The 23,395-nt window shown below is 45.9% G+C and carries 28 protein-coding genes; 4 read left to right on the top strand and 24 right to left on the bottom strand.

Features of this window, described 5'->3' with window-relative positions:
- Positions 1-166: 166 nt before the first annotated feature.
- The 7 genes from NYE62_RS07745 to NYE62_RS07715 all read right to left on the bottom strand — a co-directional run bounded on the left by NYE62_RS07745 (position 167) and on the right by NYE62_RS07715 (position 8,893).
- A complete protein-coding gene (locus NYE62_RS07745) occupies positions 167-2,086 on the bottom strand; it encodes a stage V sporulation protein D (RefSeq protein ID WP_003154438.1) in 1,920 nt (639 codons plus the stop codon).
- 113 nt (positions 2,087-2,199) lie between these two features.
- A complete protein-coding gene (gene pbpB, locus NYE62_RS07740) occupies positions 2,200-4,344 on the bottom strand; it encodes a penicillin-binding protein 2B (protein WP_063095315.1) in 2,145 nt (714 codons plus the stop codon).
- A gap of 6 nt (positions 4,345-4,350) precedes the next feature.
- The gene (ftsL, locus tag NYE62_RS07735; RefSeq protein WP_003154442.1) at positions 4,351-4,704 is read right to left on the bottom strand and encodes a cell division protein FtsL; all 354 of its coding nucleotides are present in this window, start codon (positions 4,702-4,704) and stop codon (positions 4,351-4,353) included.
- Between the two features lie 39 nt (positions 4,705-4,743).
- On the bottom strand, positions 4,744-5,679 hold the full coding sequence (gene rsmH, locus NYE62_RS07730; RefSeq protein WP_007409704.1) for a 16S rRNA (cytosine(1402)-N(4))-methyltransferase RsmH: 936 nt from the start codon (positions 5,677-5,679) through the stop codon (positions 4,744-4,746).
- A 69-nt stretch (positions 5,680-5,748) separates the two neighbouring features.
- Entirely contained in the window at positions 5,749-6,180 is a 432-nt protein-coding gene (gene mraZ / locus NYE62_RS07725) for a division/cell wall cluster transcriptional repressor MraZ (protein WP_007409703.1), read from the bottom strand.
- A 125-nt stretch (positions 6,181-6,305) separates the two neighbouring features.
- Positions 6,306-7,925, bottom strand: coding sequence for a bacillithiol biosynthesis cysteine-adding enzyme BshC (gene bshC / locus NYE62_RS07720; protein WP_144664724.1), 1,620 nt, complete (start codon positions 7,923-7,925; stop codon positions 6,306-6,308).
- Positions 7,926-8,011: 86 nt separating this feature from the next.
- Positions 8,012-8,893 carry a 2-dehydropantoate 2-reductase gene (locus tag NYE62_RS07715; RefSeq protein ID WP_053104352.1) on the bottom strand — a complete coding sequence of 294 codons (882 nt, stop codon included), beginning with the start codon at positions 8,891-8,893 and terminating at the stop codon, positions 8,012-8,014.
- Between the two features lie 162 nt (positions 8,894-9,055).
- Between NYE62_RS07715 and NYE62_RS07710 the strand changes: the two genes are divergently transcribed.
- Positions 9,056-9,538 carry an N-acetyltransferase gene (locus NYE62_RS07710; RefSeq protein WP_012117497.1) on the top strand — a complete coding sequence of 161 codons (483 nt, stop codon included), beginning with the start codon at positions 9,056-9,058 and terminating at the stop codon, positions 9,536-9,538.
- 40 nt (positions 9,539-9,578) lie between these two features.
- Here the strand turns inward: NYE62_RS07710 and gerR are convergent, their stop codons facing one another.
- From gerR to NYE62_RS07695, 3 genes are all read right to left on the bottom strand, one after another.
- Complete coding sequence (gene gerR / locus NYE62_RS07705) at positions 9,579-10,154, bottom strand: sporulation-specific transcriptional regulator GerR (protein ID WP_003154450.1); 576 nt, start codon at positions 10,152-10,154, stop codon at positions 9,579-9,581.
- Between the two features lie 158 nt (positions 10,155-10,312).
- Positions 10,313-10,492 carry a 50S ribosomal protein L32 gene (rpmF, locus tag NYE62_RS07700; protein WP_003154457.1) on the bottom strand — a complete coding sequence of 60 codons (180 nt, stop codon included), beginning with the start codon at positions 10,490-10,492 and terminating at the stop codon, positions 10,313-10,315.
- Positions 10,493-10,513: 21 nt separating this feature from the next.
- A complete protein-coding gene (locus NYE62_RS07695) occupies positions 10,514-11,032 on the bottom strand; it encodes a DUF177 domain-containing protein (RefSeq protein WP_251257605.1) in 519 nt (172 codons plus the stop codon).
- A 208-nt stretch (positions 11,033-11,240) separates the two neighbouring features.
- Between NYE62_RS07695 and NYE62_RS07690 the strand changes: the two genes are divergently transcribed.
- The gene (locus NYE62_RS07690; protein ID WP_251257606.1) at positions 11,241-12,488 is read left to right on the top strand and encodes a nucleotidyltransferase; all 1,248 of its coding nucleotides are present in this window, start codon (positions 11,241-11,243) and stop codon (positions 12,486-12,488) included.
- Between the two features lie 18 nt (positions 12,489-12,506).
- Here NYE62_RS07690 and NYE62_RS07685 read toward each other — a convergent pair whose 3' ends face one another.
- Together NYE62_RS07685 and NYE62_RS07680 are read right to left on the bottom strand one after the other, a co-directional pair.
- The gene (locus tag NYE62_RS07685; protein ID WP_007409697.1) at positions 12,507-13,529 is read right to left on the bottom strand and encodes a SepM family pheromone-processing serine protease; all 1,023 of its coding nucleotides are present in this window, start codon (positions 13,527-13,529) and stop codon (positions 12,507-12,509) included.
- Between the two features lie 5 nt (positions 13,530-13,534).
- Positions 13,535-14,314: a patatin family protein gene (locus NYE62_RS07680; protein ID WP_014304961.1), complete on the bottom strand. Its 780-nt coding sequence runs from the start codon at positions 14,312-14,314 to the stop codon at positions 13,535-13,537.
- A gap of 179 nt (positions 14,315-14,493) precedes the next feature.
- On the opposite strand from NYE62_RS07680, the gene ylbJ reads away from it, so the two are divergent.
- Positions 14,494-15,720 (top strand): sporulation integral membrane protein YlbJ, encoded by a 1,227-nt coding sequence (gene ylbJ, locus NYE62_RS07675; RefSeq protein WP_039063039.1) that lies wholly within the window; start codon positions 14,494-14,496, stop codon positions 15,718-15,720.
- Positions 15,721-15,737: 17 nt separating this feature from the next.
- Here ylbJ and coaD read toward each other — a convergent pair whose 3' ends face one another.
- From coaD to NYE62_RS07630, 9 genes are all read right to left on the bottom strand, one after another.
- Positions 15,738-16,220 carry a pantetheine-phosphate adenylyltransferase gene (coaD, locus tag NYE62_RS07670; RefSeq protein ID WP_144664727.1) on the bottom strand — a complete coding sequence of 161 codons (483 nt, stop codon included), beginning with the start codon at positions 16,218-16,220 and terminating at the stop codon, positions 15,738-15,740.
- A gap of 4 nt (positions 16,221-16,224) precedes the next feature.
- Positions 16,225-16,779, bottom strand: a complete 555-nt coding sequence (gene rsmD / locus NYE62_RS07665) for a 16S rRNA (guanine(966)-N(2))-methyltransferase RsmD (protein ID WP_144664728.1) — start codon at positions 16,777-16,779, stop codon at positions 16,225-16,227.
- On the bottom strand, positions 16,779-16,988 hold the full coding sequence (locus NYE62_RS07660) for a hypothetical protein (protein WP_007409692.1): 210 nt from the start codon (positions 16,986-16,988) through the stop codon (positions 16,779-16,781). Before NYE62_RS07660 ends, rsmD begins: the two co-directional genes overlap by 1 nt.
- 91 nt (positions 16,989-17,079) lie before the next feature.
- Positions 17,080-17,352, bottom strand: coding sequence for a YlbG family protein (locus tag NYE62_RS07655; protein ID WP_003154470.1), 273 nt, complete (start codon positions 17,350-17,352; stop codon positions 17,080-17,082).
- 58 nt (positions 17,353-17,410) lie between these two features.
- Positions 17,411-17,860, bottom strand: a complete 450-nt coding sequence (locus NYE62_RS07650; RefSeq protein ID WP_003154472.1) for a YlbF family regulator — start codon at positions 17,858-17,860, stop codon at positions 17,411-17,413.
- A 70-nt stretch (positions 17,861-17,930) separates the two neighbouring features.
- Entirely contained in the window at positions 17,931-18,170 is a 240-nt protein-coding gene (locus NYE62_RS07645) for a YlbE-like family protein (RefSeq protein WP_003154475.1), read from the bottom strand.
- A gap of 15 nt (positions 18,171-18,185) precedes the next feature.
- A complete protein-coding gene (locus tag NYE62_RS07640; RefSeq protein ID WP_007409691.1) occupies positions 18,186-18,596 on the bottom strand; it encodes a YlbD family protein in 411 nt (136 codons plus the stop codon).
- A gap of 164 nt (positions 18,597-18,760) precedes the next feature.
- Positions 18,761-19,801, bottom strand: a complete 1,041-nt coding sequence (locus NYE62_RS07635) for a CAP domain-containing protein (RefSeq protein WP_007409690.1) — start codon at positions 19,799-19,801, stop codon at positions 18,761-18,763.
- An 84-nt stretch (positions 19,802-19,885) separates the two neighbouring features.
- Positions 19,886-20,329: a CBS domain-containing protein gene (locus NYE62_RS07630; RefSeq protein ID WP_017417724.1), complete on the bottom strand. Its 444-nt coding sequence runs from the start codon at positions 20,327-20,329 to the stop codon at positions 19,886-19,888.
- A 140-nt stretch (positions 20,330-20,469) separates the two neighbouring features.
- Between NYE62_RS07630 and NYE62_RS07625 the strand changes: the two genes are divergently transcribed.
- The gene (locus tag NYE62_RS07625; protein ID WP_007409688.1) at positions 20,470-20,829 is read left to right on the top strand and encodes a YugN family protein; all 360 of its coding nucleotides are present in this window, start codon (positions 20,470-20,472) and stop codon (positions 20,827-20,829) included.
- A gap of 59 nt (positions 20,830-20,888) precedes the next feature.
- On the opposite strand, the gene NYE62_RS07620 is transcribed toward NYE62_RS07625, so the two are convergent.
- From NYE62_RS07620 to ctaF, 3 genes are all read right to left on the bottom strand, one after another.
- Positions 20,889-22,039 (bottom strand): IS3 family transposase gene (locus NYE62_RS07620; protein ID WP_241457897.1). Its coding sequence is split into 2 segments (ribosomal slippage): positions 20,889-21,766 and positions 21,766-22,039, totalling 1,152 coding nucleotides; the frame shifts between segments, so codons are not numbered across the junction.
- Positions 22,040-22,153: 114 nt separating this feature from the next.
- A complete protein-coding gene (ctaG, locus tag NYE62_RS07615; RefSeq protein WP_251257167.1) occupies positions 22,154-23,038 on the bottom strand; it encodes a cytochrome c oxidase assembly factor CtaG in 885 nt (294 codons plus the stop codon).
- Between the two features lie 24 nt (positions 23,039-23,062).
- A complete protein-coding gene (ctaF, locus tag NYE62_RS07610) occupies positions 23,063-23,395 on the bottom strand; it encodes a cytochrome c oxidase subunit IVB (RefSeq protein ID WP_007409686.1) in 333 nt (110 codons plus the stop codon).

Here is a 23,395-nt window from a genome sequence, read left to right as displayed (position 1 = left end):
TTCTTTTATCATGATAACCGTTTATAAAAGTCAGAATGGCTTTTAAACATACAGTTCATATTTTAGCGTAAATAAAAGGATACATCCAGTTAATCTTAAAAGTTATCTTCTTTTTTTCTCTTTATGATAAGAGGCAGCCGAAAACAATCGGCTGCCTCAAAAAGACTCATTCTTCACTCAAGTAAACACGGATCTTTGAGCCTTCTTTTACTTTCGTTCCGGCTGCAGGTGATTGTTTCACAATTTTGCTTCCTTTTCCTGAGGAGTCAATATTCAAATTGACAAGCAGCGACTCAAGATCAGAGACAGACATCCCTACAACATTCGGAACCTCTATTGTTTTTGTGTCGTTCCATTGATATTTTTTCTCGATTTGATTTTTTCGCGGTTTCACGCCGAGCTCAGGCAGACTGTCTCTCATCATATTTCCGACAATCGGCGCGGCGACGGTTCCCCCGAATTGAATCGTGCCTTTCGGATTATCAACCGCGACATACACGACAAGGCTCGGGTCATCAGCCGGCGCAAAACCGATAAAGGAGACGATATGGTTGTTTTCGAGATATTTGCCGTCTTTGACCTTTTGTGCGGTACCTGTTTTTCCGCCGACGCGATATCCTTCCACAAAGGCATTCCGCCCCGTTCCCTGAGCGACGACGCTTTCTAAAGCATATCTGATCTGCTTTGACGTTTCCTGGGAAATAACTTGCCTTTTCGCAATCGGCGATTGTTTCTTAACGGTTTTTTTCGTAACGGGATCAACCCACTCTTTGGCGATAAATGGAGTATAAAGCGTTCCGCCGTTTATTGCTGCGGAAACGGCTGCCACCTGCTGAATCGGCGTGACGGAAACCCCTTGTCCGAAAGCGGTTGTCGCCTGTTCGACCGGGCCGACTCTGTCAAGCGGGAATAAGATCCCCGTTCCTTCCCCTTGCAGATCAATGCCTGTTTTCTTTCCAAAGCCGAAGTCCTTAATATATTGAAACAGCTTTTGTTTTCCGAGCCGTTCCCCCAGCTGTACAAACCCGGGGTTGCAGGAATTTTGAACGACTTCAAGATAAGATTGCGAACCGTGGCCGCCCTTTTTCCAGCATCGGAGGCGGGCGCCGTCGACCTCGGCAAATCCTTTGTCATAAAAGTGGTCTCTTTGCAAGTTTACTTTTTGCTCTTGAAGAGCCGCCGCAAGCGTAATAATCTTAAAGGTCGAACCCGGTTCATATGTGCTCCATACCGGCAGGTTCCGGTTGTAAACAGACGGATCCACCGATTGATAGTCAGCCGGATCAAAATCAGGACGGCTTGACATGCCGAGCACTTCCCCGTTTTTCGGATTCATTGCGACCGCAATCATTCCGTCCGGGTTATATTTCGCCGCTGCATTGTCGAGCTCTCTTTCTATAATCGTCTGAACCTTGGCGTCAATCGTCAGTTTCATATCAAGTCCGTCTTTCGGAGGGGTGTAATCATCCGCTTCATCAGGCATTTTCTTCCCCTTGGCATCCGTATAAAATTTCACGGATCCCTTTACACCTTTTAAGTCATCATCATAATAAGCCTCCAATCCGAGAAGGCCCTGGTTATCAATACCGGCAAAACCGAGAACATGGGACAAAAAGCTTCCGTACGGATAATGGCGGATGCTGTCTTCAGCCACATAAACCCCTTTTAAGTCGAGCGCTTTGATTTCTTTCGCTTTTTTATTGGAAATTTTCCGCCCCTCGGGTGAGATTTTTTCTATGGAGGTTTTCTTAGTAATGTGTTTGTAGACCTTCTCTTCCGACATATTTAAAACTGACGCGAGAAGCTTGCCCGTTTTGATGGGATTTTGGATCTGGCGCGGTACGACAAAGACGGTCGGCGCGCTTTTATTAGTAGCCAGCTTCACGCCGTTTCGGTCAAGAATCTCTCCCCGCTCAGGCTCAAACGGCAAATTTCGGCTCCAGGAATCCTTAGCCAGTGAAGTCAGCTTTTCTCCCATCACGAATTGGACATAGCCTAATCTGCTGTCAATGATCAAAAAAATGATTACGCCAAAAAGCAAAACCAGTAATAAACGTTTTCGAACCGTTACATTTGAAACGCGCAAGGGACCGTCCACTCCTTATTTAGGCTTGTTTCAATTTATGCCTCAGCTTGGACACATAGAACGGCGGCGCATAAAAAAGAAGCCCGCGGGCATCCGCGGACTTCTCTGTCCCGTTAATCAGGATTTTTAAATTTCACCTTGATTACGGTATTTTCTTTCAGTTCTTTGCCTTTTTTCACACTTTGGCTTGAAGCGTAACCTTCACCGCTCACATCGATGTGAATGCCTGATACTTTGCTGAATTGAAGCACTTCCCGTCTCGACCATCCGGACATATCCGGCATCGTCATCTTTCCGTCTGTTTTTAAGAAGATTTTCTGATTGGTGATCAGATCTTCTCCGGCTGTCGGATACTGCTCTTTTACGGCAACATCGCTGCCGATGACAATCGGTGTGAGATGTTCATTTTTCGCTTCCTTCTCAGCGCTCTTGACCGTCTTATCTGTCAGGTCAGGCATCTTTTGGCTTTTCGTTTCTTCCTGACCGGAATCTGTTTTTTCCGTCGGTTCGATATTCATGTAGTGAAGGCTGTTTTTCATCGTCGGGTTAAAGATTTCCGCGACAGGATCAGAGCTGCTTTGCCCCGCTTTTAATTGCGGCTGCTGCACGGCTACATAGATGACGAGCTTAGGATCATTTTTCGGCGCCATGCCCATGAATGAAAACACATAGTTGCTCGTTCCTCTTAAATATCCGCCCGTCCCGGCAATTTGTGCGGTTCCCGTTTTACCCGCGACGTCAAATCCTTCAATTTTATAAGGTTTTCCCGTTCCGATGTCTGACGTCACGACTTCTCCGAGCAGATTCCGGACTTTTTTCGCCGTATCGGCTGAAATCGGCGTGCCTGCTTGCTCTGGTTTTGTCTGCTTGACGACTTTTTTCGTATCGGGGTCGACAATATGATCAATGACGTAAGGTTTCATCATTTTGCCGTTATTGGCAATCGCCGTGACGGCCTGAAGCTGCTGGATCGGCGTTATCGCCGATGCTTGGCCGTAAGCCGTAGACGCTTTGTCAAAATCATATTTGTAGTTAATTTTACTTGATACTTCACCGGGCAGATCAATCCCTGTTTTTTGATAGAGCCCGAATTTGTGCAGGTACTCATTAAACCGGTCAAACCCCAGTTTTTCGTTGGCCAGTTTGGCGAAAGCAACATTCGATGACCTCATGAGGCCGTCATGGAAGCTTGTCATACCCCAACCGGCGCCATCGTTCCAATCTTTAACAGGTTTGCCTCCCACTTTATATGTTCCTGATTTATATTTCTCGTTTGCAGAAAACACATTTTCCTGAATCGCCGCGGCAAGCGTAAAGATCTTCATCGTTGAACCCGGTTCATACGCGTACGACACTAAGTCGTTGTAATAATTGGTGACGTTTCTGATATTCGGGTCAAAACTCGGACGCTGCCCCATCGCAAGCACTTTGCCTGTTTTCGGTTCTACGACAGCCGCCATAATTTTTTTCGGTTTATATTTTTCCGCTACTTTCGTCATGCTGTCTTCTAAAAAGGTTTGAATTTTCTGATCAATGGTTAAATATACATTGTCACCGTTTTTAGGTGCGGTGATTTTTTCTTTGCTGTTCGGAAGTTTCCAGCCGGATTTATCACTTTCGTAAGTGACGGATCCGTCGCGTTCCGTCAGATAGTTGTTCAGTATTTTTTCAAGCCCTAAAGAGCCTTGTATCTCGTTTGTTTTTTCATTCACATCGGCATAGCCGAGAACATTTGACAAAAATACACCGTTCGGATAGTAACGCTTCGTATCTCTTAAGAAAGAAATACCCGGAAGATTCATTTTTTCGATCTTTTGTTTTTTCGCATAAGAGATATCGCGGCCGGCTGAACCGAATTCCACCTGCTTCGCGCCATCCCTGTTTAAGATGTCCAGAATCTCGCTTTTATCAAGATTGATAACGGTCGCCAGTTTTTCCGCCGTTTTCTCTTTGTCTTTGACATGCTGAGGATGCTTCTTGTCGGTCGTCATCTTTTTATCAAGCACGGCAATGAGCTTATATGTCGCCGTGTCCTCTGCAAGCACTTTACCGTTCCGGTCAAGAATAGAGCCGCGGCTCGCTTCTATCGTCCGCTTTTTTTCGTGCTGCTCGGTCGCTTTTGTTGCAAGTTCTACACCGTTTGCTTTACCGGTTAATTGAATGTACGCCATTCTCCCGAGAATGACAAAGAAAAAGAGAGCGAAACAAATACTGAGTATCGCTGCTCCTCTGTTCATAAACTTATTTTTTTTCGGCATGGGTTATCATTCCTGTATGTTTTTCACTTTTTTATCTTTCAGATTCAAACCGTGCTTTTTGGCGATATCCATCAGGCGCTGCGGCTGGCTTAAGTCAGCAGCCGTCTTTTCGAGATCACCGATCTGCTTATTCTTCTCAGATACTTTCTCCTCCAGTTTTTGCACCTCAATATTGGATTGGTACGCCGCGTATGCCTTTGATACGATAAACATTGATGTGGAGAGAACGGCAATGGCAAACAGGACGAGCAGCACCTTTTCCCCGAGTGTAATGGAAGCCCTCTTTTTGACAATCACCTTTTTTTCGGGACTTATCACTGGCCGTTGTTGTTTTTCCTGCTGGTAAGCTAAGTTGCTCATAGGCTGATGACCTCCTTTAATGTTGTCATTTGCTGCCCGTTATTTTCGTTTCTCCGCAATGCGGAGCTTCGCTGACCGGGCGCGGTTATTTTCTTCAAGCTCCTCTTTTGATGCCGTAATGGGCTTTCTTGTAATCAGCTTTAATTCCGGTTCAAATTCTTCCGGTATCACAGGAAGACCCGGAGGCAGTTCGGGAAGTGATGATTTTTCCTTGAATGTCGTCTTGCACATTCTGTCTTCCAGCGAGTGAAAAGTGATCACAGACACCCTTCCGCCCGGCTTCAGCACCTCTATCGCTTGCAAGAGGGCCTCTTCAAATACTTGAAGCTCGTCGTTTACGGCGATTCGTATGGCTTGGAATACACGTTTGGCCGGATGACCTCCGCTTCTTCTTGCCGGAGCCGGTATCGCGTCCTTTATTAGATCGACCAGTTGGCCGGTTGTTTGAATAGGCGATTTTTCTCTTGCCTCTTCAATTTTTCGGGCGATCTGCTTGCTGAATTTTTCTTCTCCGTATTTAAAGAAAATCCTCACAAGGTCCTCATACCGCCATTCATTTACGACTTCTTTCGCCGTAAGGGCGGCCGACTGGTCCATCCTCATGTCCAGCGGTGCGTCATGATGATAGCTGAATCCCCGTTCCGGTGTATCAAGCTGCGGAGAGGATACTCCTAAATCAAATAAAATTCCGTCGACACTCGTAATGCCGTGTTCATGTAAACACTCTTTTAAATAACGAAAGTTGCTTTTCACCAGAATGAGCTGTCCTTTGTATTCGGACAATGTTTTCTTTGCGTTTTCAAGTGCCGTGTCATCTTGATCAAAGGCGATCAAGCGTCCTTTTTCCGATAATTGCTGCAATAAATATGTACTGTGCCCGGCGCCGCCAAGGGTGCAGTCCACATAGGTTCCGTCAGGTTTGATATTTAAACCGTCGACGGTTTCACGAAGAAGTACTGTCTTATGCTGAAACATTTGTGTCGGTCCCACCTTTATCAGGAATGAATTGAATTGTCAGTTGTTGTTGTGATGCACGAAGATCCATTATATATCAAATCCAATCATGTTTTCAGCAATTTCAGCGAATGAATCTTCTTGCTCTTCTGTGTATTGTTCCCATATTACCTTACTCCACAATTCAATTCGATTGGAAACCCCGATGACAACACATTCTTTTTCCAGTTTTGCGTAATTCAGAAGAGATGACGCAATATTAACCCTTCCCTGCTTGTCCAGTTCGCATTCGGTCGCACCGGAAAAAAAGAATCGGGTAAATGCGCGGGCGTCTTTTTTGGTGAGCGGCAGAGCCTTCAGCTTTTCTTCAATCAGCTTCCATTCATTCATCGGATAGCCGAAAAGGCATTGGTCCAGTCCTCTGGTCAGCACAAACTGCTCACCGAGGCCTTCTCTGAATTTTGCGGGTACGATCATGCGGCCCTTTGCATCAACAGTATGCCGGTATTCACCCATAAACATGATAAGGACCCCCACTTTCTCCCCTAAACTCACCACTATCCGCCACTTCTCTCCACAACCTCATTTTACACTGTTTACACATAAAAAAAAACCCTGAACTATTCAGGGTTCTTTAAAACTTTATTTCAAAGTTTGACAATCTGATGTTGGTTTTGAAAAGAAAATGGCAGATGTTTGAAGGTTGTGAAGAATTTTGGACCGTAGCGGTTCAGATAATACATCACATTCCAAATCCGTTCCTGCGGAGCGCCGAGCGGTCTGATGCTGTTTTGGATTCTTTCATAGTCACGCAGCACAAAACCTTCTTTTTCTTCAATTCTTTTCGTTACCGTCCGTTCTAAAAACAAGAGCTGATCTTGAATGAAGGCGGCATTCTTCTGTAAGAGCGGCTCAAGGCTTGAATCGACCTTCAGCGCTTCGTCCCTTGCGTGTTTATGGACGGCTTCAATCTGCGACTTCGCCTGTTCCATTACAGAAGAAAACTCTTCCGGAATCTGCTCTTCAAAATAAGTGTCTTTCAGGTGTCCGGTGCCGTGTTCGATCGCTTCCTGAAGCGGGATATTCCGTTCTGAAAGCTTCTTTTCAATATGGCGCTCAAGAAGCGTAATGTTCAGTCTCGGCACTACCGGCGTCATGCGAAAGCCCATTAATGAGAAAGCCCGCTTCAGCTCACCCCAATAATTGATCTCCCCCGGTCCCGCGATAAACGCCAGAGTCGGGATGAGAAACTCCTGCATAAGCGGCCTTGTCACAACGTTATTGCTGAAACATTCCGGTTTTTCTTCCATATGGGTATGAAGCTCGTCGTTCGTCCACTTCAGGTCAAGCTCCTTAATGACAAAAACGCCGTTTTCTTTTTCAATTAAGAAACGCTCTCCCTCATGTTCGTAAAACAGATTGGCCTGATCTTTGTCCGATTCAATAATCGGGTGATAACCGGCTTCCCGCATAAAACGCTGCTGGTCTGACACGGCTTTGGCAAGCTCATGATTGTGTTTTAAAATCTGCTGAAACATACCCGTTTCCAGCTTTTTAATCCCCGGATCTCCCGAATTCATCAGAATAAGGCCTTCTTCTTGAAACAAGTCGGCGATCAACAGTTCAAAAAAGTCCGTGAATGTCTCTGATGAGCGTAAACATCGCTTCACGTTTTGAAGGAGTGCGTTTGTGTGATCCGTCTCCTCAAAAGCAGCGAACACTTCATCAATCCAAGCCGCGCATTTTTCCTGATCAAGCTCGGTTTTAGCCGCCGATGTTTTTTTCCAGTACGACTGCGGCAGTTTCTGTTTCACCGGACCTTTATTCTCTGTTGACGTGTGCACAAAATTGATTTCTTCCAGATCGTGATCTTCACCCGCCACCCAGAAAATCGGAACGACAGGAATCTGCAACGCCTCTTCCTGCTGTCTGGCAAGTACGATAATGGAGATAATTTTATGTATGGTGTAAAGAGGCCCCGTTAAAAGACCGGCCTGCTGGCCGCCTACTACCGCTGCGCTTTTTGGATCTCTCAGTTTTTCGATGGAGGCCTGCATGGCGGCGGAGTGAAATTTTTCGTGATAGGAGGATAAATAGTCCGCTAATTCTTCTCTGGCAAACGGCCGCGAAGACAGGTCATGAAGCCGCTTTTGCCATACGTCCTCTGAATGAATATCATAATCAAAAAATGAAGACATGTTTTCTCCATCTATATAGTGCTGAACAAACTTATTTTGACTTTTGATGGAAAGTTCAGTTAGCTGCATCTGTCTGGAACTTCCTTTCTCCAATAAATAGTTAGGTTTCCGAAATGAGTATAGCATGTTACCGGAAAACCTCAAAAGACTTTGTTTCAGTTTCTTTCTAACGCTTTTATGCTGCGGTGTAAAAACGGGAGATGAACGGCCGGCAATCCGCGGCTTTCCGCTTCTTTTACAAGGTAGCCGATAATCGCATCGGCCTCTGTCCGCCTGCCTGCCATGATATCGACGAGCATGGAAGAATGATTTTTTTCCGTCAGTCTGCAAACTTCGCAAACTTTGTTCCACGCTTTTTCTCTATCGGCGAGGCCAAGTATTGTCTCCGCTTCTTCAAACACGTTTCTCATATATTTTTTGTAAGCGTCATTTCTTAACAGCTCTCCGTTTTTCACGCGCAGCAATGCAGTTAACGGGTTGATGCATACATTTATGATCAGTTTTCCCGTTAACAGCCGATACCAGTCGTTTTCATCATATACGGGAAAATCCCGGTGCATGCCGGAAAAGATGCTTTTGAGCGTTTCCGGCCGGGATGCGCTGAATACACTCCATCTTACGGCTCCCGCTCCCGTATGTTCAACGGCATGATCTGATATCTTTTTTGCTCCGTGCTCAACAGTGCCGACATAAAGCGAATGATCCGTATGCCAATCTTTAATGTCGTGTATGTGTCCCATGCCGTTTTGCAAAAACAGCACATTCGTCCCTTTTATCGTCTCAAGATCCCGCAACACAGCACTTAGCTGGTGCTGTTTAACGGCTGCGATTAAGAGGTCGAATCCGGAAGTGAGGCCTGTTTGCGCTCTGCATGCCGCCGTACATTCTATTCCGTCTTTCAAAAGCCGTATACCGCCTGAGTTAATCGCATCAGCCTGCTCCGTCCGCCGCGTAATGACCGTTACCTGATGGCGGGACGATAAGTAGTAAGCACATAAAAGGCCTACCGCTCCGCCGCCGATAATTCCGATTTTCACACTGTCACACCCTATATCTGCATTTTTCCATATTATCATAGCAGAAGCCGCCGCAAATTACTTCAATTTCGTTTTGAGCAAAAAGACGGGTAAGCATATTATAGTTGGAATTTTCAATTAAAGCGTTTACAATAATGGTAGAACACAACAAAGGGGGAGTTTGTGTTGAAAATAGAGCGACTGCTCATCAACTTTAAGACACTCGAAGAATTTAAAAGGTTTAAGGAATACGGGATGCAGGAGCTGTCGATGCTTGAAGATCTTCAGGATAATATCATTGAAAATGACAGCACCTCGCCTTTTTACGGGATTTACTTCGGGGATAAACTAGTGGCGAGAATGAGTTTATATCAGGTCAACGGAGGCACGAATCCGTATTTTGATCAGCGTCAGGACTTTTTGGAACTTTGGAAGCTTGAGGTTCTTCCGGGCTATCAAAACAACGGATACGGAAAAGCGCTTGTTGATTTTGCAAAATCCTTCAGAATGCCGATCAGGACAAATTCACGCATGAAATCAGCAGATTTCTGGGATAAGATGAATTTTGAGCCCGTTAAATATGATATGGCGCGTGATAAAGGAGAAAATCCTTATATCTGGCATCCCGATATGGACGGTGAAATGACATCCGGAGAAACGGCATAATAAAAAACCGGCCGGGCCGCCGCCCCCAGGCCGGTTCATTTTACAGGCTCTGCGCCGATTTTCTGTCGTCTTCTTTTGAATTGACCATCCTTCTCGCTCTGTCCATAATGTCAATTAACGCTTTATAATCTTCTTCCGTCATCTCCAGCTTGTTTCTCAAGCTTTCATTTTCCTCACGCAGATCCTCGACTTCTTTTTGCAGCGCGGTCAGCTGTTCTGTGAGTTTTTCTTTTTCATGACGCACATCCGCTGCGGCTGGCGACTCTTTAAATTGCTGCAGAAACAAAATGACATCATCAATAGACAGCTCTTTTTCTCCTTCCGCCCTGCGGATCGGAGGCTGTTTGACGGTTCCCGGCAGATTGGCGGAATGCACCCCGATCTGCTTTCTTAATTCCTTCCGCTGTTTTTTCGCCAGTTCTATCCCTGACTGATATTGTTTTCTGACATAAGAATTCCATCTGAACCCGCAGGCGGCAGCCGTTCTCGTCAGCGCTCTGCCGACTTCTTCAAAAGCGGAAAGCTGGGTCCCGCCTTCCCGAATATGCCTGAGCACCACTTCGGCCAGCAGCAAATCTTCATCTTGCGTCCACGCGTCTTGTCTCGTTATCGTCAATCGTATCTCCCTCCATATTTGCTCATTTACCTCATACATATGCCGCTGATAGATTAGATAGACTACTGGGGCTCACAATTTTTTCGGCGGAAGTTGGCCGGAGGGGCAAAAAAAAAGAAAAGCGCAGGAACCGAGATTCCCGCGCTTTTCTTCATACATTAATTGCTTTTAACATTTATGTCTTTGCCGTTGTATGATCCGCATGCTTTACATACACGGTGAGACAATTTCATCTCTCCGCATGACGGGCATTCTGTCATACCAGGTACATTTAGTTTGAAATGTGTACGGCGCAATCTTTTTTTCATTTTAGAAGTTCTTCTAAAAGGTACAGCCATTATTCCCACCTCCTTAAAGAGTTAAGATTCATCATCTTGTGTTAAGAGCTTTTTCAGATCCGCAAGTCTGGGGTCGATTTGATTTTTCTTGTCTTCCTCAGAAATCACTTGCCAATCCTTCCCCACTTGGGGAGCGGCTCCTTCTTTTTGTTCAGTTTCACAAAAGACTTGCATAGGAATTTCTAAAAGAATCTCTTCTTTTACGATCGGAGTTAAGTCGACGATATCGTCTTCAGCAATATGAACGTCCTCATCTTCTATATCATCCGAATTATGAAATCTAAACAGTTCTTTTGTCGCGATTGTAAATGGATACGGCACATCAACTAAAGTTCTTGAGCACGGCAAAACCATTTCGCCTGAAATCGTAAAGTCAAACGAAACCTGCTTGGATTCAATCTCCGCGCGGCCCTTCACCCGGACGGGAGAAATGCGGCGGATGTCAGAATTCAATTTTGTCAGCTCATTTAACTCAACTGTTTCATCAAATTCAAAGCTCTTTTTCGCCATTTGATGAAGCTGATAAATCGTCCATTTCATTTGTATCACCTCAGGAAAGCAACAAACATGATTATAGCTTTTCAGAATGTTTTTGTCAATATTTTTTCTTTACAGCATAATGCCGCCGTCATGCAATCGTTGACAGCCGGATAGGCTATGCATACACTAAACGAAACGGACTAAAATATGCACTTCATTTGCAAATGTACCACACGAAGCAAAACATAGCAAGAAAGGCGGGACAAATATGAAAGCAGTCGGCCTGGTTGTTGAATATAATCCCTTTCATAACGGACACCGCTATCATGCGGAACAAGCAAAAATCAAAACGGACAGCAGCGTCGCGGCGGCGGTGATGAGCGGCCCTTTTTTGCAGCGCGGGGAACCGGCCGCCGTCTCAAAGTGGGCCCGGACAAAAATGGCGCTGGAAAACGGCGTGGATATCGTCATTGAGCTCCCTTATATATATGCCGTACAAAAAGCGGAATTATTCGCGCGCGGCAGCGTTTCGCTTCTTCATCATTTAGGATGCAGCAGCTTGTTTTTCGGCAGCGAAAACGGGCGGATCGAACCCTTTATTGAAGCGTCTGAAGCGTTCACCCGAAAGGAAGATGACTGCAGCCTGATTCTGAAAGAGGAGCTGAAAAAGGGTCTCAGCTATCCGGCCGCCGCTTCAAAAGCTTTTTCACACATATTCAAAGGACGGGACATGCTCGATTTGTCCAAGCCGAACAATATTCTCGGTTTTCACTACGTTAGAGCGATACACGCTTCCGGTTCCGCCATGAAGCCTTATACGACAGCCAGAATCGCTTCCCAGTATCATGACGCCGAGCTTCCCGGAGATAACAGCCGGATAGCCAGCGCAACAAGCATCCGGAAAGCGCTGATAGAAAAAGGAACGGCGGCCGCAAGGAGCTTTCTCCCGGAAGCGTCTGCGCGTGAGCTGGAGGCATACAGAAATTCATACGGCATATGGCACAGCACGGAAGACTATTTTTCATATGTGAAATACAGCCTCAGCACTCTTTCCGCTGAAGAATTGAGCCGAATCTATGAAGTGGAAGAAGGCCTTGAGCACAGAATTCTTCGCACCATCAGACAAGCCCGATCCTATCGCGAAATGATGGAACGATTGAAAACAAAACGATACACGTGGACGAGGCTGCAGCGGATGAACACGCACATTCTGACACGGACGAAAAAAGAAGACATGCATCGGCTCTTAAAGCCTTCAAGCGCTCCTTATATCCGTCTTCTCGGAATGACGAAAAAAGGACAGGCGTACCTGTCGGCAAAGAAAAAAGAGCTTACCGCACCTCTCGTCAGCAAGCTCTCTTCTTTCTCTCATCCCGCTCTGGATCTGGACATACTGGCGGGACGGGTTTACAGCCTGCCGATAAACGAACCTGAACGCACATTGTTTGAGAAACAGGAATTTTCACAAGCGCCGATCCGCTATGATGAAGACGAAAAGCGTTTTTTGAATGCGTAAAAAAAGCACCTGTCTGTATCAGGTGCTTTTTACTTTCAGCTGATCCAAATAGTCAAGTGCGTCCTGCATGGTGTCGACAGGGACGATCTTCATATCGGACTTGATTGCTTTCGCCGTTTTTACCGCATTTTTGTAATCAGAATTTTCAGCTCCGTTTTGATTCGGCGCAAAGAAAATATCTTTTCCCGCTTTGTCTGCGGCGACGACTTTCTGATCGATTCCGCCGATCGGTCCGACTTTGCCGTCCACGTCGATTGTCCCCGTCCCGGCTATATTATAGCCTTTTGTTTCGTCAGGTTTTGTCAGCTGGTTGTAAATTTCTAAAGACATCATGAGACCCGCAGAAGGCCCGCCGATGTTTTCAATGCTGAAATGAAGATCCGGCTTCACTTTCACGTTCCGGTCCGTATATAATGCGACACCGATTCCCGCTCTTTTCGGGTCGTCCGGGAATGATTTCAGCACAATGTCAACGGTCTTTTCTTTCGTGTCCCGTTCAATGTGAAACGTTACTTTTTCCCCCGCTTTTTTGCTGCTGATATAATCAATCAGCTTTTCAGCGGATTCGTATGTTTTCCCGTCCGCGCTGATAATTTTATCACCGACCTCTATTTTTCCTTTTGCCGGCATGTCAGAGACGACTGAGCTGGCATAAATGCCGTTAAATGAGTATTTCACCTGTTTCCCGGCTTTTTGATAAGCGGCAATGACCGCGTTTTCTTGGGAGCTTTTCATCATTTGCAGCTGGCGCTTCATATAATCCGAGTCCGATTCGCCCTCTTCTTTTATGCTTTCATCAGGGACGATTTCTTCGTAAGGATGCACTTTCGCCCAAAGATATGTATACGGATTGGCGGGGCCTACTTTGACAGTCATCAAGGAAAGGCTTCCTTTTTCAGGATAGCCTCCGTCCACCTTAATCAGCGGTCTCAGCTCTGATGCTTCTCCCGGCTGTGTGATGTAATACGGAAGCTTAATAAATGTAACAGCGATTAATAAGATCAGGATGATAAACACCCAGCGAAAATGTTTTGCTTTCATATGAGTTAGCCCTCCCAGTTCTCTATTTCTTGTTTAATCCGGCCGATCATCCGGTCTGCGGCTTCTTCGCCCGCTGTGATCATATGATCAATGTTGGCAAAAGAACTTGAGCTGAATGATTCAAGAGAAGGGCGGATCATGACGTCTGCGGCAATGGTCTGGTGACGGACCAATTCATTTTGCAGTATATCCATACTTTGCATGATTACATCAAAAATATGTGCCGCCTTTTCCGTTTTTTTCACCCGGGATACGTCAGAGGCGATGACGATATCAGCACCCATATCTTTTACGGCGGAAACCGGTATTCTGTCGACCACCGCGCCGTCGACTAACATACGTCCGTTCATTTTTTGCGGGACGAAAACGCCCGGTATGCTGATGCTCGCGCGGACGGCTTCGGATACTGAACCTTTCGTAAAAACAAGCTTTTCGCCGGTCTGAAGATCGCAGGCCACGATGCCGAGCGGGATCCGCAGTTCTTCTATCGGCTTGCCGTACGTATAGGCATGAACGAGCTGCCTGATGCGGTCTCCTTTTAAAAATCCGAGCCTCGGCATCGTATAATCCGCGTACAGCCGCCGCTTAAATGCTTTAGCGACTTTTTTCATCGTGGCCACGTCATGCCCGGCCGCATAAAAGCTTCCGACTAATGCTCCCATGCTGCTGCCGGCAATCATATCAATTGGAATCTGATGCTTATGTAAACTGGATAACACTCCGAGATGAGCGATGCCTCTTGCCCCTCCCGAACCTAACGCTAACCCGATTGTAGGTTTGGCCAACGCGACGAACCCCCTAATAGACATCCTATACATGAATTCTATGGTCTAAATTGAACCCCTATGCTCGTATATTAGTACAGGATGACAAATAGGTACTTGCCCGGCCGCCTTTAAGGTCTGTTCTATATTTTATCATGATATAAATGTCAGTGTGCAATTTTAGCATCGGGGAGGTAAGAATGAATTTGTCTAAGTTTCATACATTTTTGATTTCATTGTTTTTCATTTTTTTGACGGCGACGGTTATTTCACACCCTCAGGCCTCATTCGAAGCCTCCAAAACCGGTCTTTCCATGTGGTGGGAGGTAGTTTTTCCTTCATTGCTTCCGTTTTTTATTCTATCTGAGCTTTTAATCGGATTCGGCATTGTCAAGTTTGTCGGCCTTTTACTCGAACCCTTTATGCGTCCCATTTTCAGAGTGCCGGGGGTCGGCGGATTTGTACTGGCTATGGGCATGGCTTCAGGCAATCCGGCCGGCGCGAAGCTGACTGCACGGCTGCGCCAGGATAAACAAATCTCCAGAGTAGAGGCTGAACGCCTCGTCTCTTTTACCAATTCATCCAATCCGTTATTTATATTCGCTGCTGTGGCAGTCGGCTTTTTTCATAACGCGTCTCTCGGCATTCTGCTGGCATCGGCTCACTATCTCGGAAACATCGCCGTCGGCCTGACGATGCGTTCATACGGACGGAAAGAAGAAGCGGCGTATACCGGTAAAAAGACGATCGCTCTCCCTTCTCTGAAGGAAGCATTTCTGGCCCTCCACAAGGCGCGGCTTTCGGAAAAGCGGCCGCTCGGAAAAATTTTGGGCGACGCCGTCACCTCTTCTGTACAAACCTTGCTGATGGTGGGCGGTTTTATTATATTGTTTTCGGTTTTCAGCCGGTTATTATCAATCGTACAAGTCATGGATGTGCTTTCTGTATTTACAAACGCGCTGCTTTCGCTTTTTCATCTTCCGGCAAATCTGGACATCCCTCTTATCAGCGGAATGTTTGAAATTACACTTGGGAGCAAGCTGGTCAGTGAAGCTGATGCCGCCTTGCTGCCGAAAGCCATGATTGTGAGTTTTATTCTCGGGTTCAGCGGCCTTTCCGTACAGGCCCAGGTAGCCGGCATTTTATCGGAAACAGATATCCGCTTTAAACCGTTTTTCGCGGCGCGTATCCTTCAGGGCATTTATGCCGCACTCTTTATTCTCTTACTGTGGAAGCCGCTTTACCTTGCATTGGACGAACCTTACCAGTCTGTATTCCTCCCTTTCCGCGATCAGGACGCGGTATCTGCTGCCGTCAGCGGATGGAATACACTTGTTGAAACCGGTCCCGCCATCACGCTGACAGCTCTCGCCGTATACGCATTGATTTATTGTTACAGGCTGTCAGCACGGACAAAAAAAGGATGAGACGCCAGTCAGCGCTCTCATCCTTTATATTTCTGCTTCAGCGCCTGTTCAACTTCCGGAGGAACAAACTCTGAAACAGGCCCGTTATATTTTGCTACTTCTTTTACGATGCTTGAACTTAAAAAAGAGTACTGATTGTTCGTCATCATAAAAAAAGTTTCTATTGATTCGTCGAGCACGCGGTTGACGGAAGTCCCCTGCATCTCATATTCGAAGTCAGAAACGGCTCTGAGCCCCCTGATAATCGCCTTCGCCCGCTTTTTTTTCGCATAGTCGATTAACAGTCCCTGTGACGTCTCGACCGTAACATTCGGTATGTCTTTTGTCACTTCTCTTAACAGCTCACATCGTTCCTCAACTGTAAACAGCGGCTGCTTAGAAGAATTATTGAGCACGCATACGCACACCTGCTCAAACACGTTTGCCCCCCGTCTGATAATGTCCAGATGTCCGTAGGTAACGGGATCAAAACTTCCGGGACATACAGCTATACTTGCCACATCATTACCCCCTATTTCGGTATATCGTCACTCCTGTAAGCCCGTAAATTTCCCTTCTTGTTACAGAAAGCGCGCCGACGGCTTCAGGAAGCGCAACGGCTTTATCATGCTCGGCTACGACAAAACCGTCTTCATTCAGCATGTTCTGCTCATCAATCATTTCGATAAGCGCTTTCAGCTTTTGTTCCTTATACGGAGGATCTAAGAAAATTCCGTCAAAACCTTTTTCCCGTTTCGCCGCGGCATAGAAGGCCCGCTCTGCATCATTGCGGTATACTTCCGCTGAAGACAGCAGATCAAGCGCTTTGATATTCGCTTTTACCGTTTGGATGGCTTTGAAATCACGATCCACAAAGATACAGCGGTCAAATCCGCGCGACAGCGCTTCAATCCCGAGACCGCCGCTCCCCGCAAATAAATCCAGCCCCGTTCCTCCGTCAAAATACGGGCCGATCATATTAAAAATAGACTCTTTTACTTTATCCGTCGTCGGCCTTGTTGATGTGCCCGGCACAGCCTTTAAGGCTCGTCCTTTTCTTGAACCGGAAATTACTCTCATTATTCACACCACTTTTTCTGAAAACTTTGATGTTTCTCATCGGCTGAGCCGTTATGTATCAAAACAATCCCTATCTTATCATAAAGCATTCTTTCAAACAATGAACGTGAAAAACGTGTATACATATTCACATTCCTGTCAAGACTACGTGTAACAGCATCAATGAATGATGTTGTTGCCAACCGCGGAGAAGACTTACGTTTCCCCATAAGTTCTTCCTCCGGTTTCTCCTCTCCCTTTTCCTTCTCCTTAACTTGTTAAGGAATAGAAGGACCCCGCAGGTATCTGCGGGGATTTTTTTTATATACCGACTTTATAATCGTACTCTTTCGCTTTATCAAGCTTTGATTCAAATTCCAGCTTTAAAAAAGGTTTATAAGAAGGCTCTACCTTCTTCACATAAGAATAAGAAGAAATCTTTTCCATTGTTTTTTCGATTAGATCCATATCGCAATACAGCACAACGTATTTCAGCCGCTTTGAAACATAATGAACGTTGCCGAATTTTCTCAGCATTTTGCTGTGTTTTAAGGAATGCAGATATACGATTATGCCTTGGCGCTTATTTTCCATCATGATCACCCGCCTGACTTTCTGTTCATTTTATGTAAAAGACGAGACGGCCGTCTCGTCAGGAAACTTTGCATCCGCAGCCGCCGCCGGAACCGCACCCGCCGCCGCAGGATGACAGGCCGTCAAAATAAGGATTCCCCGTCGGAACTTTTACATGCTCCGAGACGGCCGTTCCGAGTTCAATGCTGATCTCGTCAAGCAGCGACTGAAGCTCCGTCTCCGCTTTTTTAAATTCGGCCACCTTATCGTTTAAATCCAGTTCCCGCTTCATTTCTCTCATTTTGCGGGAAATCTCTCTATAATCAGGATGGTATTTGCCAAAGCGCTGCACATCCTCATACTGCTCTTTAACGCTCATAAAAGAACGAATGATCCGCCCTGCCTCTTCATCTTCACGGAGACGCTTGTAACAATCGCGGTAATTTTCAGCCGTCTCAGACTGCAGAATCATGCCGGCAAGCTGCTCCGCTTCACTTTGAAGCTTGACGGACTCAATTGTTGCATACATAAATACGCACCTCCAGTTGCTAGTTTACCATGAAACCACCCAATTGGAAAATGCGGCGTTTAAACGCTTTTTAATCCTGTGAACGCATGGCGTGAACCATCTGCATCATCATCTGCGCCATTTGAATCCCGTTTGAGAATTGGCTTACCCGATGCGGTATCGTCTTTTCATAAAAATTCATCATGTCAAGCTGAAAGGAATTGAGATCGTCCGGTTTTCTCGCAAGTCTGCGGTACCAGACGGGACGCTGCCGTATAAACCGTTTCCGTTCCTCATCTGCGGATATGAATTCCTGAACCTCTTTTCGCATACACGATCCCCTTCTTTAATCCTTCCTGAACGAAAAAGGATGTTGTCCGGAGCCTTGCCGGGGCTGCTTCGTGCTGCTCCCCGAAAATTGGCTTAAAAGGCTTTGCAATGATGAAATGGATTGGCTCATTTTATTGATCTGCTCATTCATTTGGTTGATATCCATCTTTTTGACGGCAGTGACCATTTTTGAAACGAAATCGTTTTTTTCAGCTGGTTCCTGTTTGGTTTCCGCGTCGGAAGAAGGCTGAACAGCCTCGTCTTTAAAAGGGTCCCATATCGGATCATCCTCGCCCAGAAGAACCCAATTTTCATAGACTTCCTGCCAGCTTCTTTGTTCCTTGCGAACATTTTGGATCAGTTTGGGATGCTTTTTTACGAATTGTTTAAAATCATCGATTGATTGCCGTGATTGCTGATTCGCCACAATTCTCACCCCCTCCGAAAAGTTTTGCCTGCTATAATGTATCGGTTCATGCGCCTTAATGTTCGCCTAAATTGCGAAAAAAAGCAGATATATTTTTTTCAGCAGGAGCGCCACTCGCGAAAAAACATAAAAAAACCGCGGGGGACGCGCCCCTCTGCGGTTTTTTACTGCCAAGGCTTAATGAAGTTTTGCGTATAATACTTCTGGTCCACGCCGACACCGAGGTGCGTATAATCCGGGCTTAACAGCGCCTTTCTGTGGCCTTCGCTGTTCAGCCAGCCCTCCACGGCTGCAGGACCGTCCACATAGTTGTAGGCAATATTTTCACCGGCCTCCCGGTATTTCACATCGCCTTTTTCCAAGCGGTCCTTCAGAGTCCCGTATTTCTTTGAGACGTGAGAGAAATACTTGTTATCCTTCATGTCCTTGCTGTGACCGAATGCCACTTTTGCGGCGCCTTCGTCCCATTTCAGCCTTGCAAGTCCGTGTTTCACGCGGATGACATTTGTAATATCGAGAATCTGCTGCTCACTCGCTCGTTCAATGTCGTTCCATTTTTTATCAGAAACAGGCTCGGGTTCTGTCAGCTTTCCTCTGTACATGACTTCATACGGCCTTTGTTTCACAAGTGTTTCCGCATCAAATGCCCTGATGCTTGACAGATTCCCGTCAAATTTGTCCATGTACAGCTGAACATACATTCCGCCTATCTTGACGGTGGGACGGGTATTGATATCTTCTTCAGAAAACTCGAACCGATACGTGTTTCCCTTGTCAGTCACATTGACAAAAGGAGAAACCTGCGTCGTTTTAAAAACTTCGCCCGTCGATTCGCCGATCTTAAACGGTTTTGCGTTGATGCCGCTTCCCGAAGCGTATAAAGTCACGGCTTTATCATTCAAAATACCGACTTGTACGTATTGGTCTTTCCCCTGGTTGTACACCCACCACTCGTAATCGTAGGCAGAAGGATCTTTCCGGGACGGTTCCCCAAGTTTCTTTTTCACATCGGCGGCAGATTTCCCCATGAGAGAAAGCAGTCCGGATGACGGCATTTTCAGCCGTTTTCCGCTCTCTTCTTCATTGGAGACCTGAGGCTCCTCCTGATCCGTCTTTTTCTGAGGAGCCGATCCATATTGTATAAACAGAACATACGCTCCGTAAATAAGCAAAAGGATAACGAGAGCCCTTGCGATATTTTTCAACCTCTCACCCCCATATGTTCAAACCGTTCTGTTTTTGTTTACTCTTATACAGTACAGCCTATTTGCATCGTCCGTGATTTATGTTTAATGGATAAACCCCTCCGGACCGCCGTCTTCAGAAATGTCAGACAGCACCCGGCCTGCTTGCTCATTTGATTGCTCGGCCAACGAAAGATCGCCGAGCGTAACAATGCCGACCAGTTTTTTATCCTTTGTGACGGGGATTCTTCTGAGCTGATGTTCAGCCATCAAATGGAGCACCTCCTCCACAGAGGCGTCTTCTTCTGCACTGATAACCCGCTCTGTCATTGCGTCGGTTATTTTTTGAGAGTTCGGCTTTTTGGAAGCAATTCCCCGTAATACGAGATCTCTGTCTGTCACGATCCCGACAAGGGTCGCTCCGTCTTCATCCACTATCGGAATGGCGCCGACATCCGCGTCTTTCATCTTCACCGCAGCTTCATATACATTATCTAATACTGTACAATATTGCAAGTCTGACGTCATGAGCTTATTGATCTTTGTCATTGCGGAATTCCTCCTTTTTTCTGCTACTATTGTCGTCAAATTTTTCTTTTTGCATACTTTCACCGTATGAATCATTGAAAGTGTAACGCTTTCATACTATGATTGTCAGGAAAGGGCATTTTTAAAAGGAGGGGGAAGGTTTGAAGTTTGAAAACAGCGGTCTTGAAGGGGTAACAGCGGAGCTCAGCCGCTTGAATGATCTGATGGAAGGTAAAGGGCTCATTCTGGCTGGACAATGGGATTATGAAAGAGTGACTTACGACAAAAAGTTTTCAGTACCTGAGGGGACATTTTATCTGCGGATTCAAGGAACGGCAAAAGAGGGCGATGTCGGCGGCAGCCGGGCCGTGATTCAGCTGAAGGCCCCTCTTTTAGGAAAGCATTATTATCCGCACGGCGTAGAATACGGCAGCGCTGAAGAATTTCCGGAACATGTCGTCGCTGAAAGCAAAGCTTTACTGCTTGAATTAGAAGAATCATTAAAAACAGTGCAAATGTAATAAAAAAGTACAGCATATTGGGACTGACCCCCGTTTTTGAGACAGGGATCAAAACACCTTCATACAGCCAATTGCCGATATTGTATCGGCGATTGGCTGTTTAGTTTCGTTTGAATACGAATATTGTTATAATAATGAATGTATTCTATGGCAGTGCGTTCTACGATGGCGGTCGTAGTTCGATCAATGCTGTTAAGATAGAACGTTTCAGACTTTAGTGAGGAATGAAACGATTCGATGGAGGCATTATCAGCGGGTGTCCCTTTGCGGGACATGCTCATGGTAATGCCTTTTGTTTTAACAGCTTTCTGATACTCATAAGATGTATAAACAGAACCTTGGTCACTATGTAACACGCAGTTTTCAGGAAGTGTTGGCAGCTGATCAAGTGTGTCTAAGACAAAGTCTGTGTCCTGCTTATCTCCAATCGTAAAAGCAATCACTTCTCCATTGTATAAATCCAATATACTGGAAAGGTACAATTGTTTCTGTCCATAAGGCAAATATGTGATGTCCGTTACCAGTTTTTCAAGAGGGCGATCAGACTGAAAGTTCCGATCCAATATATTATCGACCACAGAATATGGCTGCCCACTTTTTTTACGCTTTTTCATCTTAACCCGACACTGCCATTGATTTTTCTGCATAATACGTTGAACAGATTTATGATTAATACTTATTCTCTTTTTTAGTATGGCTGTGATTTTTCGATATCCATATCGATACTTGTGTTCTCGGCACAACGTGCCGATTTGTTTCTCCAGTCGCATCTTAGGATTACTCTTAGTCAGATTCTTTCTCCATCTATAATATGAAGTGCGTGAAATATCTAAATGGACACAGATGTCCTGTACCGTCATCGTCTTGCGCAATTCTTCTACCAGTTTGATTGTCGTTTCCCTATCAGCTTCCTTTCCAATTCGTTGTACTTTTTTAACACTTCATTCTGTTGTCTCAGATAACGATTCTCTGCCTGGAGTTTCTCTAATTCAGAAGAATACTCCGGACCCTTTCCATAAGTATATTGCTTTCCAACAGGCTGTTCGAATCGGTGGGTATCCCCAGCCTTATGCCATCTAACCCATGTCTGAACCTGAGTCTTATTTTTGATATTCAATTCCTGCATGATCTCTTTCATAGGCACGCCCGCCAATCTCATTCCTACAGCCTTCTGTTTGACTTCAACCGGATAACTCACTCTTGTCCCCATAGAAAAACACCTCCAAGTTTTATTTCGGATAACAACGGTCCGTTTTCAAACTTGAAGGTGTTTTTTGTTTGTCTCATATTATGGGGTCAGTTCCTATTTCTGCTGTACTTTTTTTTATGAGACGGTATGCTCGATATACGGCGGCTCTGACAGCGTATCTTTTTCCCGTTCCGTTCTGACCCACTGAAAAAAGATGACAGCCAAATATGTTCCGTAGACCGCCTCTTGAATGATTTTCATCAGTACTGCCCCAAGCTGCTGATCTTCCAGAGGAGGTAGCGTGTTAAACATCTCCGGCCCGGATAAAGGGATCTCCTCCAGCAAATCTAAAGGAACGCAAAGCTTCATTGCTTCGGCCCAAGCCGCCGGATCTGTATACGTGGCATACATGGGCGCCCCGCTGAACATAATGAGCGCGCAGGCCGGCGTTAACAGAATCCCGTCTGCCATAATATACCCCAGCTTCATTAAACCGCTGAGACGGGGCAGACCGTCCACCTTATGCACAAGCGGCCACCACATAAAAAACGCCGTTACAAAGATGAGTCCGTTCATCAGCGTGTGATACAGCGAATCCGTTTTGACGAAATCAAATATAAACGGGATGTGATACAGTGAAAAAATACCGTTAAACAGCACTAATGCGATAAGCGGCATTGAAAAGAACAAAAACAGCGGCTTTACGACAGGACGGAAGATCAGTTTCTTCCATGCCCAGCCGGGAATTCCGGAAATCAACAGCGGCGGTACGACTAAAAACAGAACCGCCATCTGCGCCATATGGGCGCTGAACATCACATGGCCCAATAAATCAATCGGACTTCCCGCAGCCGCGTAAAAAAATAGCGCGGAAAGCACAAACAGCACCTTCTCCTTAGCGGCCACACGTCCTTTATGCCGGCTGCACCAGTAAAAGTAAACTCCTGTTATCACGGCAGTTATGCAAAACAGATACGGGCTCCACATTGCGCGAAACCCGAACATTTCCAAATTAATCAAATCTCTCACTCCCCGCCGCCCCGATTACCACCAAATAATCGTGACAAATGCAAGCACGGTGATAAACGCGACAAATATTCCCGAATACAGAAATAATGACGGCGCTTCATGCCCCTTCTGGCTCATATGCATAAAGTAAAACAGCTGAAAGATGACCTGGATGACCGCAAGCAGGATCAGAAACGGCATCGTAAACCATCCGGCAATGCCGTCTGCAGCCACCGTCAAAAACGCGACAAGCGTAAGGCCGATCATTAAACCGAAGGATATGACCTGATATTTCATCTCCTCGGCATTTTTCTTTTTCCGATATTCGAGATCCGTACTGACAGTCCCTCTGTTTTTGTTATCGTCCAT

Source organism: Bacillus sp. FSL K6-2861, assembly GCF_038630725.1.
GTDB lineage: Bacteria > Bacillota > Bacilli > Bacillales > Bacillaceae > Bacillus > Bacillus velezensis.
This window is presented reverse-complemented; position numbering and strand designations above follow the sequence as displayed.

Excerpts from the sequence above, each read along its gene's own strand:
- pbpB (WP_063095315.1), bottom strand. The coding sequence starts at position 4,344 with ATGCCGAAAAAAAATAAGTTTATGAACAGAGGAGCAGCGATACTCAGT.
- ftsL (WP_003154442.1), bottom strand. The coding sequence starts at position 4,704 with ATGAGCAACTTAGCTTACCAGCAGGAAAAACAACAACGGCCAGTGATA.
- rsmH (WP_007409704.1), bottom strand. The coding sequence starts at position 5,679 with ATGTTTCAGCATAAGACAGTACTTCTTCGTGAAACCGTCGACGGTTTA.
- mraZ (WP_007409703.1), bottom strand. The coding sequence starts at position 6,180 with ATGTTTATGGGTGAATACCGGCATACTGTTGATGCAAAGGGCCGCATG.
- bshC (WP_144664724.1), bottom strand. The coding sequence starts at position 7,925 with ATGCAGCTAACTGAACTTTCCATCAAAAGTCAAAATAAGTTTGTTCAG.
- rpmF (WP_003154457.1), bottom strand. The coding sequence starts at position 10,492 with ATGGCTGTACCTTTTAGAAGAACTTCTAAAATGAAAAAAAGATTGCGC.
- NYE62_RS07695 (WP_251257605.1), bottom strand. The coding sequence starts at position 11,032 with ATGAAATGGACGATTTATCAGCTTCATCAAATGGCGAAAAAGAGCTTT.
- NYE62_RS07690 (WP_251257606.1), top strand. The coding sequence starts at position 11,241 with ATGAAAGCAGTCGGCCTGGTTGTTGAATATAATCCCTTTCATAACGGA.
- NYE62_RS07685 (WP_007409697.1), bottom strand. The coding sequence starts at position 13,529 with ATGAAAGCAAAACATTTTCGCTGGGTGTTTATCATCCTGATCTTATTA.
- ylbJ (WP_039063039.1), top strand. The coding sequence starts at position 14,494 with ATGAATTTGTCTAAGTTTCATACATTTTTGATTTCATTGTTTTTCATT.
- rsmD (WP_144664728.1), bottom strand. The coding sequence starts at position 16,779 with ATGAGAGTAATTTCCGGTTCAAGAAAAGGACGAGCCTTAAAGGCTGTG.
- NYE62_RS07660 (WP_007409692.1), bottom strand. The coding sequence starts at position 16,988 with ATGGGGAAACGTAAGTCTTCTCCGCGGTTGGCAACAACATCATTCATT.
- NYE62_RS07655 (WP_003154470.1), bottom strand. The coding sequence starts at position 17,352 with ATGGAAAATAAGCGCCAAGGCATAATCGTATATCTGCATTCCTTAAAA.
- NYE62_RS07650 (WP_003154472.1), bottom strand. The coding sequence starts at position 17,860 with ATGTATGCAACAATTGAGTCCGTCAAGCTTCAAAGTGAAGCGGAGCAG.
- NYE62_RS07645 (WP_003154475.1), bottom strand. The coding sequence starts at position 18,170 with ATGCGAAAAGAGGTTCAGGAATTCATATCCGCAGATGAGGAACGGAAA.
- NYE62_RS07630 (WP_017417724.1), bottom strand. The coding sequence starts at position 20,329 with ATGACAAAGATCAATAAGCTCATGACGTCAGACTTGCAATATTGTACA.
- ctaF (WP_007409686.1), bottom strand. The coding sequence starts at position 23,395 with ATGGACGATAACAAAAACAGAGGGACTGTCAGTACGGATCTCGAATAT.